Here is a 17,244-nt window from a genome sequence, read left to right on the forward strand (position 1 = left end):
GCGCCTAACTCCGGCGTATCTCTCGGATTCGGCGGTTCCGCTCTGAGAGGGTGAGTCGCGACCTGTGCTAGCTCCCACCGAGGACGCGCTTGAACAGGGTGAACGTGAGCAGGGTGAAGAACAGGCCGTTCAACATCCCTTGGCTCATCGCGAACAGACGCGCGGCCCACCCGAGGGGGTTCACGTCGCCGTAGCCGACGGTACTGAAGCTGATGTAACTGTAGTAGAGGCCGTCGAACAGTACCTCGCCGGGATTCGCGGCGTTCCAGATGACGCCCGCCTGCGTCTCGAACGGGCCGCCGAGGACGTAGAAGACGCCGAACACGGCGGGCAGGAGGAACGTCAACGCCGCGATGCGGGGCAGGCGGTTGCCGTACCCGCAGGTCACCTGCATGAACAGGTTCAGGGTGACGCTTGCGGCCTTCTTCACCCGTCCCCACGCGTTCATCGAGTACTCGTTGCGGAGGATGTCGGCGTTCTTCTTGCGGTTGTAGTAGTAGCGCTTGAACTCGAACTCCCGGCTGGCGGGCGTGTCGCCGACGGCGTTCGCACTCGACTGGGCCTTCCGGTACGTCTCCTCTATCGTCTCGTCGGTCAACTCGACGGCGTAGTTGCCGGTGGCGTCGTTCTCGATGAAGTCGTGGATGGTCCAGTCGTTGCGTTCGAGGTAGCCGTGGTGGTTGCTGAAGTCGAAGCCGTCGAAGTCGGTGAGACAGAAGCGGAAGTGGTCGAGCAGGTCGCCCTCCGCGCCCTCGCCCTCCAGTCGCACGTCGCCGACGGTGGTGTTCGTCATGTCGTACGGGACGACGCTGCCGCCCGACTCGACGATGGTCCCGCTTCGAAGCGTCGCGTCGGTCAGGTCGACGCAGGTGGGTTTCGTCCCGGGGAGGACGTGGAACCGGCCGCTCTCGGAGAACGCCGCCTCGCGGAACGTACACGTCCCCTCGAACGTCGTCTCCCAGAACGACCCGCGGGTGAACCGGGCACCGCTGAAGTCGGCGTCCGTCTCGAACGTCGCCTCGTCGAACGAGCAGTTCTGCTCGCGGTAGTTCGCGCCCCCCTCGAACGTCGCACCGCGGAACCGGGCGGCGTCCTCGAACGTGGCCGCCCCGAAGTCGGTGTCGCCGTGGAACCGCGCCTCGTCGAACGTCACCCGCCCGGCGAACGTCGCCGCGGCGAACGTCGCGTCGTCCTCGAACGTGGCTTCGACGCCGGCGACGTTTCCCTCGAACTGGGCCTCCTCGAACACGGCGGGGGCGCCGAACGTCACGTTGCGGAGGTTCGCCTCGCCCTCGACGGTCAGCCCGTGACACTCCGCGCGCGCGTCGAACGCCGCCCGGTCGAGGTTCCACTCGCCCCGGCAGACGGCCGACTTGAAGTCGGCGAAGCGAAAGCGCGCGAGTTTGAAGTCGGCCTCGCCCTCGAAGACGGCGCTCTCGAACGTCACGTCGTCGCTCGTCGTCCGACTCCCGCCGTCGAACGCGACGCCGCGGAACTCCGCCAGGTCGCGGAACCGCACGTTCTTGAACCCGGCGTCGTGGGAGAACCGCGCCTCGTCGAAGTCGGCCACCCGGTCGAACACGCACCCGTGGAAGACGCTGTCCCCGTGGAAGTTCGTGTGCTCGAAGTCCGCCGCCGCCTCGAACGTACAGTCCTCGAAGGTGACGTACTGGAAGTCGGTCTGTCTGAAGTGCGCGTCGTCGCGGAAACTCGCGCCCGCGAAGGAGACGTGGTCGGCGAGGACGTGACTGCTCCCACTCGTCGCCGCGTTTCTGAAGTTGACGACGCCGCGGAACGTCGCGTCCTCGAAGGTGGTGTCCTCTCGAAAGGTCGTCTCGTCGCAGGTGACCGTCGCCTCGAACGTCGCGCCGTCGAAGTGGACGTCCTGTTCGAAGGTGGCCTCGGAGGTGTCGAGTTCGCCGGTGACGACGGTGCCCGACGCCTCCACGTCGCCCGTCACGGTGGCGTCCTCGAACGTGACGCGGCCGAGCGTCGCCTCGCGGACGTTCAGCCCGTGGTCCAGACGACCGTGCGTGAGGTCGATACCGCCGATTTCGGCGTGCTGGAAGTTCAGCACGTGGTTCGTCTCGGCGTCCACCTGCTGGTAGGTCAGCGGCAGGTTCGGGAGCGTCGCGCCGACGTACTCGTTCAGGCGCGGGTCGTCCGTGTGGAGGTTCTCGAACAGGCGGTCGACCACGTCCTGCGGGCGCACGTCCAGCGCGGTTCGCTCGTCGGCCGACATGTGGAACACGCAGACGTCGCTGTCGGCGTGGGCGGGGTGCGGACACTCCCACGTGGTCCGGAGGCTGGCGTCGGTCCGTTCGGAGGGGTCGAACGTGTACCGACAGCGCTCGTCGTCGCCGTCGCCCGCGTCGCGTCGCCGGGCGGCGTCGGCCCCGTTTCGCGCGGCGGTTCCGTTCGTCCCGGCGCGACTCGCGCCGGCACCGTCGGCACCGTCGGCCGGCCCGTCGTCGGAAGCGGTCATCGCGCCGTTTCGGTCGTCGGAACCGATGGCTGCGCCGTCCGGGCCGTCGGCGTCGGGTTCGGGGGTCGAGTCGGTGTGTCTCATCGTGGCTCCCGGTCGGGACCGGTCGTCCGAACCGGTCGGATTCGGCGAGTATTCCGCGCAACCGCACTTAAAGTTCGGGGACCGCGTCGCCGCGACGCCGTCGCTTCCGCACCGCGCGGGGCCGTCACTCTAACACCTCGCGGCGTTCCCGCCTGCTCAACTCGACGTTCGTCGCGTTCGGCGAGCAGTGTTCGCACTCGCGGGCGGGGTTCGTACTGCGGTCGTACACCTTCAGCGGGTAGCCGAGGACGAAGAACGCGTCCATCTGGTGGCGTTCGACGATGGCGTCCGCCGGTTCGCCGCAGTTCGGGCACCACTCCTCGTCGGTTGCGGGTCGCTGGTAGATGACCTTGTGGCGGCCGAACGTCCGGGCAGCCTCCCGTTTCGTCTGTTCGACGAGGTCCTCGACGGGGTACGGAGCCTCCTCGACCGCGTTCTCGAACCCGGCGTCGCTCTCCACCGACGCCGAGAGGTACGGTCCGACGCCGACGGTGTTGTCGTAGCCGACGAAGTGGACGGTCACCGCCGCGCCGCGCCCCGAGAGTTCCACCTCGTGGCCGTGGCCGACGACGTACACGTCCACGTCGCTTCGGACCGCCTCGACGGTCACCTCGTGGTTCGCCCCCGTCACGTAGACGCCGGCGTCGGGGTCGGACGCCGTCGCGGTCTGTCGCCACCCGTTCGTCACCACGTCGAACGCCGTCGGGTCGGCGTCGGGGCCGGCGGCGCGGTAGACGTTCTCCGCGCCGACCACGTCGAGACTCCCGGCGACGGCGTCCGCGGGGACGAACACGTCCTCTGCGCCGGCTATCGTCAGGTCGCCGTCGACGCCGCCGGACTCGACGTAGGCGTCCTCGTCGGCCCGGAGCGTCGTCGCCGCCGTCGCCTCGCCGTCGACGCGATCGACCGGTTCGTTCGTGAAGACGTACTCCGCGTCGGTCAGGCGCGCGTCGCCGGCGACGCTCCCCGACTGGAGGAACGCGTCCGCGGGGTCGCGGACGGTGACGGGCGACCGCTCCGACCCGGCGAGTGCGAGGTCACCGTCCACGGACCGGTCGGTCATCGCCGGCCCTCCGCGGGTCGTTCGCGCTCGGGATTCGGAGCGGTCGAATCGGCTCCCGTGAGCGTCAGCGTCGTCTCCGTCCGCACGGACGCGTCGCGTTCGGGGTAGGTGTGGTACGTCTCGTAGCCGGTGCCGTCGTCGGCGACGGCGACGGTGGTCCACGCGTCGGGGCCGAACCGGAAGGCGGCGTCGGCCCCCGCCGCACCCGGAAACGCCGAGAGCGGTTCGACGCGAACGGTCGTCTCCGCGCGGACGGCGTCGCTCTCGAACGCGACGCGGCCCGACGCGCCGGGGTCGAGCGCCGTCGTCTGCGAGGCGGCGGCCGGCAGGGGGTCGCAGGAGCACACCTCGTGGTAGTCGAGAGCGGGCGCACTCACGAGGTGCGACTGGCCGATGACGGCGAACGCGCAGGGCCGTCCGAGGAGTTCGCCCGGCGTGAGCGTCTTCACGTCGAATCGCTCGACGTCCGGGGGGTCGCTCGCGTACGCGAAGTGCAGGTCGGTCGTGTCGGTCGTGTCGGTGGGTGAGTGAGTCATTGTCAGTCGACGATGATGTCGTAGTTGGGGTCGAAGATGGAGTTCACCTCGACGCCGTCGTAGCGGGGTACCTCGCGCCACCGCACGTCGCGGTAGCGGTCGCCGTGCCTCCGGACGTAGTCGTCGCCCCGGTCCACGTCGAACGCCGTCCCGTTCGTGCCGGGTCGGTCGCCCGGCGCGAGGACGTAGAACCGTTCGACGCGTTCGACGTCGCCGTCGGCGTCGATGTCCTCCCACGCCCAGTACGGCGCGTACCGGGTGAACCCGGCGTCGCGGACGGTGTTCGTGAACGCCTTGTTGTGGTCGCCGTAGGCCGAGGCGGCGTACGTCCACGTGACGACCACGCCGTCGGAGGCCAACCGGTCGCGTATCGCGCCGTAGAACTCCGTCGAGTAGAGTTTCAACAGGTCGTCGTCCGTCGCGCCGGGGACGTCGAGGAGGACGAGGTCGTACGTCTCGTTCGTCTGCCGGAGGTAGGTGTAGCCGTCGGCGACGGTGGTGGTCAGGCGGTCGTACTCGTAGGCGTCGTCGTGCCACTTCGAGAGGAACGAGTCGTTGCGGGCGTACGCCATGAACTCGGCGTCGATGTCCACCTGGTCGACGGTCACGTCGTACTCGCGCAGGTGGTCGACGGCCACGTAGTCGCCGCCGCCGACGACGAGGACGTTCGTCTCGGGGTCGTGGTCGAACCTCGTCATCGGCACGTCGACGAGGCCGGAGTGGTAGGAGTCCGCCCAACTGTCGCAGAGTTGGACGGCGGTGCCGAGACGCAGACAGCGCTCCGTCTCGCCCGCGAAGTGGGGGTTCTCCCCGACGCCGGTCCACGTCCGTTCGTACTCGACGACGTGTTGGTACGTGGTCGTGTGCTGACCGACGACGCTGGCCCGCATCGCCCCCGGCGCGTACTCGTCCTCCACGTCCTGTTCGAGGTACAGCGACGAGAGCGTCTCGTCGACGCGTTCGTGTTCGTAGACGGCGACGCCGTAGGAGGCGGTGACGAGGAGGCAGACGACGAGGAGGGTGGCGGACTCCCGACCGACGAGACGGCGACGCTCGCCGCGGAACAGCCCCCACTCCCCGCTGAACCGCGCGACGAACGCGAGGGCCGCCACGCCGTTCAGGAGGGCGAGGACGAAGATGGTGGGGATGAGACCGAGTCGCGGGTAGAGGACGCGCGCGTAGACGACGGCGCCGAACAGGCCGCCGACGTAGTCCATCGCGAGGACGAGCGACAGTCCGCTCCGGCGCTCCGTCGTGCGTTCGACGTGCCAGAACACGCCCATGACGCGGACGACGCCCCCGTGAAGCAGATTCGTCGCGCGCGACGCCCACGCGGGGACGAGGGCGTCGGTGTCGCCCTCCTCGTCCTCGACCATCCGCGTCAGCAGGGGCAACTCGAACCCCGAGAGGAGGCCGACGACGACGACGGGCGACCGGGCGACGACCCAGAGGAGTTCCGACGGCACCGCCTGCGGGATGCGGACGCTGTTGAGGGCGACGACGAGGAGGAAGCCCGCCGGCGCGAGGACGGCCAGGTACACCTCGGTCCGGAAGAGGTTCGACGGTCGGTCGCCCGACAGGTCGTCCGAGAGGGCGGCGCCGACGCCGAGGCTGAAGAAGTAGAGGCCGACGGTGATGACGTACTGCGTGACCGTGCCGCCGTACATCACCGTCAGGAGTTCGGAGTAGACGAACTCGTACGCGAAGCTACAGAAGGAGACGACGAACGTCACCCCGAGGAGGGTGAGCGTCTTCGTCCGCGCTGTCACCTGCGACATGGTTCGAGGGCGGGGAGAGCGGTCATCGGTCGTGTGGGACGGGCGGTGGTCGTCACGGTGGCCGAGCGGTCAGACCCGCGGAGATACTTTCCACGTCTCCTCGATGTCGTACGCCTCGCTGCCGAACTGATCGTCGACTCGGACGTCGAGGCAGGCCCACCCGAAGTCGTGGTTCACGTTCTGCCCGTTCAGCTTCGTCCCCACGCGGTACCAGCCCTCTCGCGGCACGTCGAACCGCTCGACGCCGCCCGGGTCGGCGACCGTCTCGTCCCACGGCACCGGACCGGGGCCGGGCGGGTCGTCGGTGAACGCGGCGTTCGACCCGAGGTAGGCGAACCCGAGCGTTCCGGCGGCGGCGGCGTACCGCGTCACCTCGTCGCGGTGGTTCTCGTACCAGTCGTCGTCGTCGTCGTCGCCGTGGTAGTGCGCGTAGCCGTGGTGAGTTCGCGGGGCGCTACTGTACCCGCCCGTCCCGCGACCGGTTGCTCCACTGCCGCCGCCGCGGCCGCCGCCTTTCTGCGCGCTGGCGACGCCCACGGGACTGAGGGCGGCGAGGAGCGACGCCGGTGCGTCGAGCGACCCGGACGACCCGGATTCGAAGCGGGACATCACCCACGGGTCGTCGGCCACGTCGGCCACGAGCGTCTGGCTCTGGTCTCCCAAGGACACGTCGGAGATGGCGTTGGACCGTCTGGGCGGCGGCGTCGAGTCGCCGAGGCACCCGGCGACGGCGGCGACTGCGGCCGCGCCGGATGCCTGGAGGAGGCGGCGTCGTCTCATTTCGTCCCCGATAACGGAGTAGGGTGTTATATGTCTTGTTGACTGGCCGAACTCTCCGATTTTACTTCGTATCCGCCGGTGGGCGGAACGCGCTCGCCGTCGCTCGCACCGGTCGGACTGGCGGACGGTCCGGGCGACCCGTCAGCGGTCGGTTCGGCCCGCGAAGACGACTCCTCGCACCGACCGCACTCGGCCGAGGGCGGACCACCCGCCGTGGACGGCGACGCGGACTCCGTAGCCGACGGCGACGAGGGCGAGGAACGACGCCACCGACCCGGCGAGGATAGCCGGCACCTCCGCGGGCGTCTGCGTGTACGCGACGGCCGCGGGCGTCCGCGGGTACAGCAGTGCTCGTCCCGCGACTGCGACGCCCCCGAGTGCGGCGGCGGCGGCCAGCAGTCGCGCCCCAACCCACGTGAGTAGCGCCCGCTCGACTCTGAACGGCGCCGTCACGGCGCACGTCGCCCCGAACACCGTCGCCCCGAAGACGACGACGCCCGCGACGAGGTTCGACGGCGGAACGTCCGCGAGGGCGATACTGCTCAGCGCGACGGTCCACCACCCGAGTCCCAGTACGACTGTTCTCCCATCCCGGTGTCGCACGAGTTCCCACACCCGCGCGTCGTTCACTCCCATACGCACGAGAGAGACGTTTTAACCGACAATTAATATAGATTGCTACACGTTCACGGATACCAATACTTCAAGAACGGAGACGGAACGGAATATACGTTCTCGTTAATCAGACACTTTGCGCGTCCCCGAGCCTGACTGTCTCGGATTCGCGAAATCGGCGGAGATAAACCCCGGTCCGTACTCTGTCCGGTAGAGACCGATGCGCGAGGACGAACTGGCGACGGCGGTGGTCGAACACTTCGAGGCGGCGTTCGAGGACAGCGAGGTCCGACTCGAAGAACCGTACGACCACTACGGCAATCGGGGGTCGGTGGACGTCTACGTGCGCACGCGGACGCCCGGACGCGAGGACTACCTCGTCGAACTCAAAGCGGACCCGGCGGTCAGAATCGCCTCGGGGGCCAACGAGATTCTCCGGCAGTACCGCCGGATGGAGCGCTACTTCTACAAGGACGACGAGCACGAGATACGACGGAAACTCGCCCGCGACGGGCCGGGCGTTCACTTCCTCCTCCTCTTCGCGCCGACGGTGGCGTGCGTCGAACACGTCGGCGAACATAGACGACTGTACGAGTCGGTCACCGCCGAGACGAGCGTCGACGGCGTGCCGGCGGTCAGGAAAGTGGCGTTTCTGACGAACCTCCGTCGGGCCGACGAGGGCGAACTCGGCTTTCTGTCGGTGAACGGGGACGTGCCGTTCGACTCGGTACTGTTTCACCAGGCTATACCCTCGGGGTCACGCCTGCAGGAGGCGGTTCGAGCGGCGGAACTCGAGGAGTGACTCCGACGCTCGCGTGACTGCACCGCCCGGTACGCGCTCTCACCTAACAGCCTAGTTACCACGTTTATACGGCTCCAGCCGTTCGATTGTCGATACGGAACGCGAGCGTTCGCGCTGTGTGCTACGGCACGATTTGGGCCCGACGCACCCGGTCGCACCGTAGTCGGAAACGCTACCGCCGACGCCGAACGCGGTGCCCACGGCGGATGCACACACAGTCACGCGAGTTCCGGATCGACAACCATGAGCAACGGTGACACGACGACTGCGTCCCTGAACTCGATGTTCGAGACACTCGCGGACGCGACGCGGCGTCGCGTCCTCCTCGCACTGACCGACGACGCTCCGCTCACGGTTCGAACGCTGGCCCGACGCGTCGAACCGGACTCCCGAGTGAGTTCGACGCGGACGGTTCTCCGCCACCACCACCTCCCGAAGTTGGAGCGACACGGATTCGTCTGGTGGGACCGCGCGGACGGCACCGTCGGACGGGGGTCCAGATGGAGCGACGTTCGTTCTATCCTCGACGCCATCGAGTACCCCGCCGAGCGGACCGTTCCAGCGTAGGCCGTCACCGTCTCGGCCGCCGTCCTGCCCGCGCGCGGTGTCGACCGCTCCGTCCGGCCGACCGTCGGGCCGTCACTCCTCGTCGCGCGCGGCGAGGATGGCCGTCACCACCTCGTCGGGGTGGTCGGCGGCGACGCGGACGAGGGCGTCGTGGAACTCCCGCCCGGTCAGGTCGCGCACCTCGTGGTCGCGACGGAGCAGCGACTCGACTTCGAACTCGGCGTCGTCCATCACCGACAGCGTCTCCGGCCGGACGTAGACGCTCTTCGCCGACGTGTCCTCGAACTCGAACGCCGGACTGCCCGACGACGCGGCGTCGTCGAGCGCATCCGCCTCGTCCGTCACCCCTGCGTCGTCGCTCGTCTCCGCCGACGCCGACTCCCCCGACTCCCCGACGGGCGCTTCGGGTTCCTCTTCCTCGACTACGTCACCGAGACCCGAAAAGCGGTTCTCGTCAGGCATCGGTGCCTCCGTTCTCGACGACCCGAGCCAGTTCGTCGAGTCGGTCGAGCATGTCGCTGCTCGGGTCGTACTCGCGGAGCGTCTCGCCGTCGCGCCACGCGCGACTGAACGCGATGCGGTGGCGGAGTCCCGGTCCGGGCGACTCGCCGAACCGGTCCGACCGGCCGAACGAGGGGAGATACTGCTCGAACGGCGAGGCCTCCAGGTCGTCGATGATGCGTCGCTCCTCGTTGTTCCCGCTCAGGTCGTTCGGTACGATGGCGAGGATGTCGAGGTCGACCTCCTTCCGGATGGGCCGGATCTGCTGTTCGACCATGCGTTCGAAGCCGCTGACGCTCGGTTCGCTCATGAGGAGCGGCACGATGACGTTCCCCGCGCCGATGAGCGACGCGTCCGAGAGCGGACCGAGACTCGGCGGGGAGTCGATGACGATGTAGTCGTACTCCTCGCCGAGGAGGGGTTCGACGATGCGACGCCGGACCCACAGCACGCCGAAGGTGGAGTTTCGGATGCGGTCCTCGATGTCGTCGAGGTCGACGTGCGCGGGGAGGAGGTCGAACGCGCCCCGGTCGTGGAGTGTCTCTTCCACGTCCACCGGGTCGTCGTCGGTCAACAGGTCGCCGACGTGCGGTCCCTCGGCGGTGTAGAGGTCTTTCCGACCGACGCCCTCCGTCGCGTTCCCCTGCTGGTCGAGGTCGACGAGGAGGACGTCGTTCCCTCGCGCGGCGAGTGCGTCCGCGAGGTTGATAGCGAGGGTGGTCTTCCCGACGCCGCCCTTCTGCAAAGAGACGCTCACGGCGCGCGCCATCTATCGACCCTCCGCTTCGGACTGTGTTCGATTCGCGTACATGGTGAGATGTGTGGAATGTGTGAAATTTGTAGGCGGTGTCTATCCGTTTCGGTTCGGTCTTCCCTTCTGCGGCATCCCATATAACACCTCGTCAGACATTCGGAGATTCTCAAAACTTTCACAATTTCTAAAATGTTTGGAGTGTCCGACAGCACAAAAATTTATCAGCACCCTCTCAAATCCAAATTATAGCACAATTTTCACAATTCCTAGAACCAAACTGATGAAACCACACTTTCTAAAATCCTCACAATTCTCAAAAATTGTAGAACTCGCAGACCGCTCGAACTGTCTCCGCTGAGATGTCTTAGAAGTCTACAAATTTTACAAATTTTAAAATCTCTACGCGAGGTGAGCACTGCTCACTTGGCGGACTGTTTGAGCGCTGTGCACTGCGAGGTGAGAGCGAAAATTCCACACTGCTCACAATTTTCAGACTTCGGCTCCCGTCCGAACGGTCTCGCCTGTTCGCGATGTTCACAATTTCTAAGCCGGGTACGCAGTCTGCGATGTCCAAGTGAGGGAGCGGTTCCGCATGGCGGGAGAGGCGTAGATATATAAGCTGACGAGATAGTTGGCCGGTAAACGGTTCTCCGCGACCGAATCGACCGCCCTCCACCATGTCCGACGACCGAACGACGCTCGACACAGGCGACGGCCCCAGCATCGGCAGAGTCGTCCTCGCGTGCTGTTGCGTCGTCGCGGTGGTGTTGTCCGCCGCACTCGTCGCCCCGCTTTCCACTGCCGTCGGCGACGCGCCCGCGAAGTCGCTGCTCGTGTTCGACTCGGACGCCGGGTCGGGTTCGGGTTCTGCCGGCGGCCTCGGAGCGTTGAACCCCCGGTCGAACACTACCGTCGGCGGCGGCGTCACCGACGACTCGAACCCCTACCGCTCCCTCGACAGCGAGGTTCACTTCACCGTCCGAAGCCCGGACTCGGCGTACTGGCGCACCGGGTCGTACGCGACGTACACCGGCACCGGATGGAAACGCGCCGCCGCCTCGCGGCCGTACGACGGCGACGTCTCACCCGACGCGCGGGGCGCGCGGATGACCTACCGCGTCTCGCTCGAAACGGCCGCCACGGCGCTTCCGACCGCGTGGCGACCGAACACCGTCGCTCTCGACGGGACGGACCTCGCCGTCTCCGAGGGACGAGCGATAGCCGCGCCGTCGGGCCTCGACGCGGGGACGACGTACACCGCCGAGAGCACGCGGCCGCCGCGGGAGGCGAGCGTGCTCCGGACCGCCGGAACCGACTATCCGGCGTCCGTCGAGTCGCGCTACACGACGCTTCCCGACGGTCTCTCGCCGCGCGTCGCCGGCCTCACCGACGAAGTGACGGCGAACGCGACGACGCCCTACGAGAGAGCCGTCGCCGTCGAGCGGTATCTGGAGTCCAACAGGGGCTACTCGCTGTCGGCGTCGCACGACGGCGACGACCCCGTCGAGTCGTTCCTGTTCGAGATGGACCGGGGGTACTGCGAGTACTTCGCCGCCTCGATGGCCGTGATGCTGCGCACGCAGGACGTGCCGGCCCGCTACGTCGTCGGCTACTCCGCCGGCGAACGGACCGGCGAGAACACCTACACCGTCCGGAACATGAACGCTCACGCGTGGGTCGAGGTGTACTTCCCCGACGTGGGCTGGGTCCGGTTCGACCCCACGCCCGCCGCGGAACGCCTCGACGCCGAACGAGACGCGTACGAGCGACAGGAAGGGGGAACGTACCGAACGCCCGAGGCGCCCACCGGGACGCCGGAACCCACCCCCGAGGCGGCCGCGGGAACGACGACGGCCGCCGGCACCGCGACGCCCACGCAGACGGCAACCGCCACGCCCTCGGACGGCGACTCGTCGGCCGACGACTCCGGTGCCGACTCGGCCACAGGAACGCCCGACGAGTCGTTCGACGGGCCGTCGATCGCGCTCAACCGGACGCCGGTCCCCGGCGCAGACGTGACCGTGACCGTCACTCGCGGCGACGCGCCCGTCTCGGGCCGGACGGTCCTGTTCAACGGCGACCCGGTCGGCGTGACCGACGACGACGGACGCGTGGTCGCGACGGTGCCGTACGCGGCGGAACTCACCGTCTCGCTCGCGACCGACGCCGACGCCGCCAGCGTCGCAGTCGAGGCGGACGGCGTCGGAACCGCCCCGCGGGAGACGGACCGCTCGTTCTCGGTGCGGGGTCCGACGCTCTCGGTTGCGTCGTCGAACGACTCCGTCTCGTATCCGCTGGAGACGAACGTCTCGCTGTCGTTCGTCGGGAGCGAAGTGACCGGGAGCGACCTCCTCGTGGTCGCCACCGTCGGCGACGTGCCGGTCCGCGACGCCCGAGTCAGCGTCGACGGCGACGCCGTCGGTCGGACCGACGCGACCGGGCGCACCGCGTTCATCCTCCCCGACGACCCCGGAAACGTTACCGTCACGGTCTCTCGCGGCGCTGTCGACGGCAGCGAGACGCTCGCGCTCGACGCCCTCACGCTCCGACTGGACCGTCCGCTGTTGCCGTTCCCGTACGCGACGACGACGGTCCGGACGACGCTCGGAAACGAGAGCGCGGGCGGCGTCCCCGTCTCGCTGAACGGCGACCGCGTAGCGACGACTGGACCCAACGGCACCGCGACGGTGACGCTCCCGCCCGCCTCGTCGGCCCGCGTCGTCGCCGCGCGGTACGGCCAGACGACGGCCGGAACCGTCTCGGGGATGCTCCTGAACGCCGGCGTCCTCCTCGCGACAGTCGTCGTCGGCCTCGGCGCCGTCGTCGGCACCGCCTATCGCCGCGGCACCTCGCCGCTGTCCTACCTGGCGAGGGGTCTCGCTCGCGCGTCCGTCCTCCTCGATACGCTCCTCGCCGTCGTCGTCTCCGGCGCGAGACTCACGGATGCTCTCCTCGCCGGCGCTCGGACGCTCCGTCGCAGGCTCCGAACCGTCGGCCGCGGCGTTCTGAACCGGACGATTGCCCTCTCGGCCCTGCCCGAACTCGCCGCCGCGTGGGCCGCAGACCGGGTCGCTCGCCTCCGGGGCCGGGGTGAGGCGGTCGGGTCGCGCGTCGCCAGACGGGCGGGGGTCGCGGACGACCACCCCGACCCCGAGGCGCGAACTATCCGCGACTGCTGGGACGAGTTCCGCGGCCACGTCACCGTCCCGAAACAGGCGTCGCGGACGCCGGGTGAACTCGCCGCCCACGCCGTCGAGTCCGACGGCTTACCCGCGGACCCGGTGTACGCCGTTCGGGACGTGTTCCGCGACGTGGAGTACGGCGGCCGCGCGCCGACCGACCGGTCCGAACGGATGGCGCGCGCGACGGCCGAGATTCGCGCGGCGGTGGACGCGAGGGACGGCACCGCCGGCGACCCGACCGAGGAGGATGACACTGACGCGACGGCGGGTGGCGAGACTGACGCGACCGAGGGCGGCAGGAGCGACACACAGGGCGTCGACCCAGACGCCGCGGACACGCCGGAGGGAGACGAATGAGACCGCTCCGAACTACCGCGGGCGTCGGCGGACTCGCCGCCGTCGCCGGCACCGCCGCAGTCGTCTTCGGCGTCGTCCCATCCGAGCGGGTGGCTCCGCTCGCGGCGGTCGGCGAGTCGGTCGACGGCGGCCGGTTTCTCCTCCTGTTCGCGGTGGCACTCCTCCTCGCGGGCCTCTGGTTCGCCCGGCGCCGCAGCTCATCAATCGATGACCGCTATACACAGCTCAGAGAGAGGCCGCCGGAGGGCGTCGCCGCCCCGGCGTCGATTCGGGTCGGCGGCGAGTTCGACCGACTCGTCGGTGAGGCAGTCGTCTCCCACGACGACGGCGCGATGCGGCCCGTCGCCGCCCGACTCAGGGAGACGGCGACCGGACTGTGCGCCGACGCGACGGGCGTCGACCGGCAGACTGCGCGGCGGCGAATCGAAGACGGCGCGTGGACGGACGACGCCCTCGCGGCGGCGTTCCTCGCCGCCGACGGGCGGATGCCGTTCCGCGCTCGGATTCGGGCGTGGCTGGACCCCGCGCGGGAGCGTCGACGGCGCGTGGACGCGACGCTCGACGCGTTGTTCGAACTCCGCGAGGGCGTCGTCCCCGAGACGGCGACCGATTGCGCTCCGGGGTCGGCGGCCGCGGCCGACGCCGACGGACCGTCCGGCGACTCCGACACGTCGTCCGACGAGGCCGACGACCCCGGCGCGGAACCGTGGGTCGCACGCGTCGGCGACGGCGGGGGGAGACGGTGACCTCGCTCCGCCGCGACGACCGGTGGAACGTCGGCCTCGTCGGGACGCTGTCGCTCGTCGGCATCGGCCTCGCCTACGCGAACCCGACGCTCGTCGCGGCGGCGTCGATTCCGCTCGTCTACGTCCTCTACGGAGCGTTCTCGTCGCTCCCCGGGACCGTCGAACTCTCCGCCGACCGGACCTTCGAACCGGTCGCTCCCGCGCCCGGCGAACGCGTCACCGTCACGCTCGCGGTGCACAACTCGGGCGACCGGACGCTCGCCGACGTCCGGGTCGTAGACGGCGTTCCTCCCGCACTCGCCGTCGAGTCGGGCTCACCGCGCGCGAGTCTCGCTCTCGCACCCGGCGACGAGGCGACGCTCACCTACGAGGTGGTCGCCGCGCGGGGCGACTTCGCGTTCGACGACGCTCTCGTCCGCCTGCGCTCCGTCGCCGGGACCAGCGTCGCGACGGACGAGCTAGCCGTCGGCGGCGACGACGTGCTGTCCTGTACGACCGGGGGGACAGACGCGCCCGTGACGGACGCCACGCCGGGTCGCGTGGGGACGGTGCCCGCCGACTCCGGCGGGGCGGGACTGGAGTTCCACGCCACGCGCGAGTACCGCTCCGGCGACCCCCTCTCGCGGGTCGACTGGCGGCAGTACGCCAAGACGGGCGACCTCACCACCGTCCAGTTCCGCGAGCGACGGGCGAGTCGCGTCGCCGTCGTCGCGGACGTGCGCGACCCGACGCGCGTCGTCGCCGGGCCGGGTCACCCGACGGCGGCGGAACTGTGCGCCGTCGCCGCATCGCGGACGCACCGCGCGCTGACGGCGGCCGACCACGACGTGACGGCGACGGTCCTCGGGTTCGACGTCGACGCGGTGCCCGACGGCGTCGCAACCGGCTCCGAGGACCTCCCGTGGCCCGAGGGCCCGCGGGCGGCGCAGACGACGTTCGACGCGGCCTGCGCCGCCGCAGCCGAGACGGTGGCGGCGCAGATGGCGACGGATGGCGGGGACGCCGCCGCCGGCCGACGCGAGCACGGAGACGGTCGACGGTCCGCCTCGCGCGAGGACCGCGCGAATGCCGTCGCGGCGACGCTGGACGCCCGCCTCGCCGCCGACGCGCGCGTCGTCCTGTTCTCTCCGCTTCTGGACGACTACCCGACAGCCCTCGCCCGCGCGCTCCGCCGCCGGGGTCGGACCGTCGGCGTCTGCGCGCCGGACGTGACCGGCCGTGCGACGCCCGGAGCAGCGTTCGCGTCGCTCGAACGGACCCGACGGCGGACCGACCTCGAACGGTTCGGCGTCGCCGTCGCCGACTGGACGGCCGACCGACCGCTCGACGACTCGCTGTCGGAGGTGCTCGGAGACCGATGACGGACGAACCCCTCTCGGACCTCGGAACGACCGACGCCGCGCCGCCGGCGTCGAACTGGCGGCCGACGGCGACGCTCGTCGCCGTCGTCCTCCTCGGAACGGCGACGCTCGGCGGCCTCCTCGCCGACGCGACTGACCTGTGGAACGCCGTCGTCCCCGCCGCCGCCGGCGCGGTACTGCTCGCCGTCGCTCTCACGCTGGCGGCGGCGGAGTCGTACCGACCGCTCGCGCGGTTCGTCGCCGCCTGCCTCCTCCTCCCGGCGGGTGCGGGCGTCGTCGCCGGCGTGGGCTACGCCCTCGCGAAGCAACTCGGGGGCGCGTACGCCGTCGGCTCGGTGTTCGTGGTCGTCGGTCTCGCTACGGCGGGGTTCGGCGCGGCGGCGGCCGTCAGAGACGCGCTGAAGCGGGACGCGCTGGCGTCGGCGCTCCCCGTCGCGGCGGCCGTCGCCCTCCCGCCGACGGCCGCGTTCGTCCCCCTCGCTCTCGTCCGGGTCCTCGAAGCGTTCTCGGCGACGCTGTTCGTCCCCGTTCTGGTGCCCGACCCGGTTCCGACGGCGGCGTTCCCGCGCGCCGTCGTCGACGGCCTCCTCCGCTTCCTCGTCGCCCCGACGCACGAGGGCCCGCACCTGTTCTCGTTCGCCCTCGTCTGCTACGTCGCCGCCGTCGGCCTCGCGGCCGTCCTCCGGACGTACCCCGTCGCGGACCTCCTGTCCCCGAGCGACCCGGACGCCGCGGCCCGCGTCGTCGACCCCCTCGAACGGGCCGCGACGCTCTCGGCCACGCTCGGCCTCCTCGTCGTCTTCGCGGCCGCCGTCCTCTTCGTCGCGCCCGACGGGTTCGCGGCGGTGCCGTCCCGGGTCCGCGACCCGCTGACGACGCTCGCGAACGTCCCCGTCCTCCGCCTCGTCCTCCTCGGCGGCGGCCTCGTGGGAGCCCTCCTCGGCGTCGGGTCGTGGGGGCTCAGGCGGCTTTCGGACTCCGCCGGTGACGGCCTCCGCGCGTCGCCGTCGCCCCCGTCGCTCGTCGCCGGCGTCGGCGTCGTCGCCGGCGCGTTCGTCGTCCACGGTCCCGTCCTCGCGGCGCTCCTCGACGCGGTGCTCGGCGTGCTCCCGTCGGCGATGGCGTCCGACGTGCGGACGCAGGCGGACGCCGTCGTCGCGTTCTACGGCGGCGAGGTGGTCCTCCTCGGCCTCTGTGCCGGCGTGCTCTCGGTCGCCGCCGTGGCGACTGCGTTCCTGTACGTGTCGGTTCGCGTCGGCGCGGTGACCGACCGGGCCGCCGGCGCCGCCGTCGCGGGCGGGGGCCTGTTCGTCGCGGCGGCCGTCGCGGCCACCGTCGGCGCGGGAACCACGCTCGTCCTCGCGGGCGTCGTCGGCGGACTCGTCGTCCGCGACGCCGGGACGCACGGCGTCACGCTCGGCCGCGAAGTCGGCCGCCGCGGCGAGACGAGACGGGCGGAACTCGCCCACCTCGGGGCCACCGTCGCCGTCGGCGTCCTCGCCGCCGGCGTCGCCGTCGCCCTCACGGGTCTCCTCGGCCGAGTCCCGACGCTCTCGGGGCCGACGCTGCCCGTCGCGCTCGGCGGAGCCGTCCTCGGCGTCGTCGCGTTCGTCGTCGCACTCCGGTGACACGT

14 protein-coding genes are annotated in these 17,244 nt (G+C 70.1%); 6 read left to right on the plus strand and 8 right to left on the minus strand.

Going from position 1 to position 17,244, the window contains the following annotated elements; translation table 11 throughout:
- Nucleotides 1–67: 67 nt before the first annotated feature.
- The 6 genes from BM310_RS20185 to BM310_RS20210 form a co-directional block, all read right to left on the minus strand.
- Nucleotides 68–2,569, minus strand: a complete 2,502-nt coding sequence (locus BM310_RS20185; RefSeq protein ID WP_245778559.1) for a pentapeptide repeat-containing protein — start codon at nucleotides 2,567–2,569, stop codon at nucleotides 68–70.
- A 124-nt stretch (nucleotides 2,570–2,693) separates the two neighbouring features.
- On the minus strand, nucleotides 2,694–3,632 hold the full coding sequence (locus BM310_RS20190; RefSeq protein ID WP_089811237.1) for a hypothetical protein: 939 nt from the start codon (nucleotides 3,630–3,632) through the stop codon (nucleotides 2,694–2,696).
- Nucleotides 3,629–4,168: a DUF2617 family protein gene (locus BM310_RS20195; protein WP_245778560.1), complete on the minus strand. Its 540-nt coding sequence runs from the start codon at nucleotides 4,166–4,168 to the stop codon at nucleotides 3,629–3,631. The genes BM310_RS20190 and BM310_RS20195 overlap by 4 nt, the downstream gene beginning before the upstream one ends.
- A gap of 2 nt (nucleotides 4,169–4,170) precedes the next feature.
- Complete coding sequence (locus BM310_RS20200; protein WP_089811239.1) at nucleotides 4,171–5,946, minus strand: spermidine synthase; 1,776 nt, start codon at nucleotides 5,944–5,946, stop codon at nucleotides 4,171–4,173.
- Nucleotides 5,947–6,015: 69 nt separating this feature from the next.
- Nucleotides 6,016–6,726: a hypothetical protein gene (locus BM310_RS20205; protein ID WP_089811241.1), complete on the minus strand. Its 711-nt coding sequence runs from the start codon at nucleotides 6,724–6,726 to the stop codon at nucleotides 6,016–6,018.
- Between the two features lie 141 nt (nucleotides 6,727–6,867).
- The gene (locus tag BM310_RS20210) at nucleotides 6,868–7,362 is read right to left on the minus strand and encodes a hypothetical protein (RefSeq protein ID WP_245778561.1); all 495 of its coding nucleotides are present in this window, start codon (nucleotides 7,360–7,362) and stop codon (nucleotides 6,868–6,870) included.
- A gap of 199 nt (nucleotides 7,363–7,561) precedes the next feature.
- Between BM310_RS20210 and BM310_RS20215 the strand changes: the two genes are divergently transcribed.
- Together BM310_RS20215 and BM310_RS20220 are read left to right on the plus strand one after the other, a co-directional pair.
- On the plus strand, nucleotides 7,562–8,143 hold the full coding sequence (locus BM310_RS20215) for a hypothetical protein (RefSeq protein ID WP_089811246.1): 582 nt from the start codon (nucleotides 7,562–7,564) through the stop codon (nucleotides 8,141–8,143).
- Between the two features lie 243 nt (nucleotides 8,144–8,386).
- Nucleotides 8,387–8,710: a winged helix-turn-helix domain-containing protein gene (locus BM310_RS20220; protein ID WP_089811248.1), complete on the plus strand. Its 324-nt coding sequence runs from the start codon at nucleotides 8,387–8,389 to the stop codon at nucleotides 8,708–8,710.
- 72 nt (nucleotides 8,711–8,782) lie between these two features.
- On the opposite strand, the gene BM310_RS20225 is transcribed toward BM310_RS20220, so the two are convergent.
- Together BM310_RS20225 and BM310_RS20230 are read right to left on the minus strand one after the other, a co-directional pair.
- Nucleotides 8,783–9,172, minus strand: coding sequence for a hypothetical protein (locus tag BM310_RS20225; protein ID WP_089811250.1), 390 nt, complete (start codon nucleotides 9,170–9,172; stop codon nucleotides 8,783–8,785).
- Nucleotides 9,165–9,980 (minus strand): ParA family protein, encoded by an 816-nt coding sequence (locus BM310_RS20230; protein WP_089811253.1) that lies wholly within the window; start codon nucleotides 9,978–9,980, stop codon nucleotides 9,165–9,167. Before BM310_RS20230 ends, BM310_RS20225 begins: the two co-directional genes overlap by 8 nt.
- Before the next feature lie 662 nt (nucleotides 9,981–10,642).
- On the opposite strand from BM310_RS20230, the gene BM310_RS20235 reads away from it, so the two are divergent.
- Genes BM310_RS20235 through BM310_RS20250 form a run of 4 tightly spaced genes read left to right on the plus strand, consistent with a single transcriptional unit; the run spans nucleotide 10,643 to nucleotide 17,239 of the window.
- Nucleotides 10,643–13,504 (plus strand): transglutaminase domain-containing protein, encoded by a 2,862-nt coding sequence (locus BM310_RS20235; protein WP_218156509.1) that lies wholly within the window; start codon nucleotides 10,643–10,645, stop codon nucleotides 13,502–13,504.
- Nucleotides 13,501–14,250, plus strand: a complete 750-nt coding sequence (locus BM310_RS20240) for a DUF7269 family protein (protein ID WP_089811255.1) — start codon at nucleotides 13,501–13,503, stop codon at nucleotides 14,248–14,250. Before BM310_RS20235 ends, BM310_RS20240 begins: the two co-directional genes overlap by 4 nt.
- Nucleotides 14,247–15,611 (plus strand): DUF58 domain-containing protein, encoded by a 1,365-nt coding sequence (locus tag BM310_RS20245; protein WP_089811312.1) that lies wholly within the window; start codon nucleotides 14,247–14,249, stop codon nucleotides 15,609–15,611. Before BM310_RS20240 ends, BM310_RS20245 begins: the two co-directional genes overlap by 4 nt.
- Complete coding sequence (locus BM310_RS20250) at nucleotides 15,608–17,239, plus strand: DUF7519 family protein (RefSeq protein ID WP_089811257.1); 1,632 nt, start codon at nucleotides 15,608–15,610, stop codon at nucleotides 17,237–17,239. The genes BM310_RS20245 and BM310_RS20250 overlap by 4 nt, the downstream gene beginning before the upstream one ends.
- Nucleotides 17,240–17,244 lie beyond the last annotated feature (5 nt).

This window comes from Halogeometricum rufum (assembly GCF_900112175.1).
GTDB lineage: Archaea > Halobacteriota > Halobacteria > Halobacteriales > Haloferacaceae > Halogeometricum > Halogeometricum rufum.